The sequence below is a fragment of the Streptomyces sp. N35 genome, from assembly GCF_016464295.1.
Lineage (GTDB): Bacteria > Actinomycetota > Actinomycetes > Streptomycetales > Streptomycetaceae > Streptomyces.
In genome coordinates, this window is the sequence record NZ_JAEIMH010000113.1 from 21557 (window position 1) to 23487 (window position 1931).

Sequence of the window (1931 nt, forward strand, 5' to 3'; positions counted from 1 at the left end):
GCCCCCCCGGCGCCCCCCCCGCGCCCGCGGGGCCGGGGGGGGCGCCCACACAGGGTTCGGCCGGGCTCACTTCACCGCGACCACCGCGGACCCGTGCCCGAACAACCCCTGATTCGCGGTGATCCCGACCCGCGCCCCGTCCACCTGACGCTCACCCGCCGCCCCGCGCAACTGCCAGGTCAGCTCGCAGACCTGCGCGATGGCCTGCGCCGGCACCGCCTCGCCGAACGAGGCGAGCCCGCCACTGGAGTTGACCGGCAGCCGGCCCCCGGGAGAGGTCACCCCTTCGCGCAGCAACTTGGCCCCCTCGCCCTCGCCGCACAGCCCGAGATCCTCGTACCACTGCAGCTCGAGAGCCGTGGACAGGTCGTAGACCTCGGCGAGCGACAAGTCCTCGGGCCCGATCCCGGCCTCCTCGTACGCGGCATGCGCGATCGAGGCGCGGAAGGTCCGCTCGGGCGGCTGGACGGCCGCGGCCGAATCCGTGGCGATGTCCGGCAGATCGAGCACCGTCTGCGGATACTGCGGCGTCACCGTCGAGACCGCCCGTATCCGCACCGGGTCGGCCTGCCCGTGCCGACGGGCGAAGTCCATGCTGGACAGCACCAGCGCCGCCGCCCCGTCGGAGGTGGCGCAGATGTCGAGCAGCCGCAGCGGATCGGCCACCACCGCGGAGGCCGCGACGTCCTGCGCCGTCACCGTCTTGCGGTACCGGGCATACGGATTGAGCGCGCCCGACGCCGCGTTCTTCACCTTGACCTGTGCGAAGTCCTCGAGTGTGTCCCCGTGCAACGCCATCCGGCGCCGTGCGTACAGCCCGAAGTACGCCGGGTTGGTGGCGCCGAGCACCCGGAAGCGCAACCAGTCCGGATCGTCCTGCCGGTCGCCGCCCGCGGGCCGGAAGAACCCTTTGGGCGCGGCGTCCGCACCCACCACGAGCACCACGTCGGCGAGCCCCGAAAGGATCTGCGTGCGCGCGGTGTTGATGGCCTGTGCGCCCGAAGCGCACGCCGCGTACACGCTCGTGACCCGCGCACCCTGCCAGCCCAGCGCCTTGGCGAACGTGGCCCCGGCGACATATCCGGGGTAGCCGCCGCGCACGGTGTCCGCGCCGACGATCGACCGCACATCGCGCCAGTCGACGCCGGCGTCCTCGAGTGCCTTGCGCGCCGCGATCGTTCCGTACTCGATAAAGCTTCGGCCCCACTTGCCCCACGGGTGCATCCCGGCGCCGAGGACCGCCACGTCCCGGCTCATCGCGCACTCACCGGCTTGAAGTGCCAGGTCGTCCAGGTCGTGCCGGCTTCCTCGTTCAGCACGCCGGGCACGGCCTCGACCTCCATCCCCACTTCGAGCTCGGCTGTGGTCACGCCGGGCACCGCCTGCCCGAGCACGACCATGCGCTCGTCCTCGAGCTCCACGGCGAGCAACGTGTACGGCTCCCACGCGGCGTCCGGATCGGACACGTAGGGGAGGGGCGGCCGGTAACGCCCGTCGGTGTACGACCAGATGCGGCCGCGCTTGGACAGCGGAACCTCGGCCAGCTCGCCGCCCGTACAGCCCGGGTTGCGGCAGAAGGAGTCCTCGCGGGGAAAGAAGACCGACCCGCAGGCGCCACATCGCGTACCGAGCAGCCGGAAGTCCTCCCCCTCGCCACTGAACCAATCGGCCACCACTGGTGTGCGTGTACGAGACATGACCCTCCCCGGCACCGGATCTGACGGAACGTCAGAAGTGTGCCACGGGGTGGGTGATCCCGTCACCCGGGCCGGATGCACCGAGCTCGCCGAGCGCTCCGGTACGGAACTCGATCGAGCCCCGTGAGAACCGGACACGGTCCGGCTGCGTCTCGGATGAGGTGAGGAGCTTGAGGCCCGGCCCCGAGCCCCTCACCGCAGCGGGCGGCCAGGACCCACGGGGGTGGTCCTGGC

Annotated in this window: 3 protein-coding genes; all 3 read right to left on the minus strand. The window is 72.0% G+C overall.

The window, feature by feature from the left end:
• Window positions 1–66 precede the first annotated feature (66 nt).
• Window positions 67–1257, minus strand: coding sequence for a lipid-transfer protein (locus JAO81_RS37725; protein ID WP_199552518.1), 1191 nt, complete (start codon window positions 1255–1257; stop codon window positions 67–69).
• A complete protein-coding gene (locus tag JAO81_RS37730; RefSeq protein WP_199552519.1) occupies window positions 1254–1697 on the minus strand; it encodes a Zn-ribbon domain-containing OB-fold protein in 444 nt (147 codons plus the stop codon). The genes JAO81_RS37725 and JAO81_RS37730 overlap by 4 nt, the downstream gene beginning before the upstream one ends.
• 31 nt (window positions 1698–1728) lie before the next feature.
• Window positions 1729–1931 (minus strand): hypothetical protein (locus JAO81_RS43150; RefSeq protein WP_233416489.1); only part of this gene is annotated, 203 nt, incomplete at its 5' end.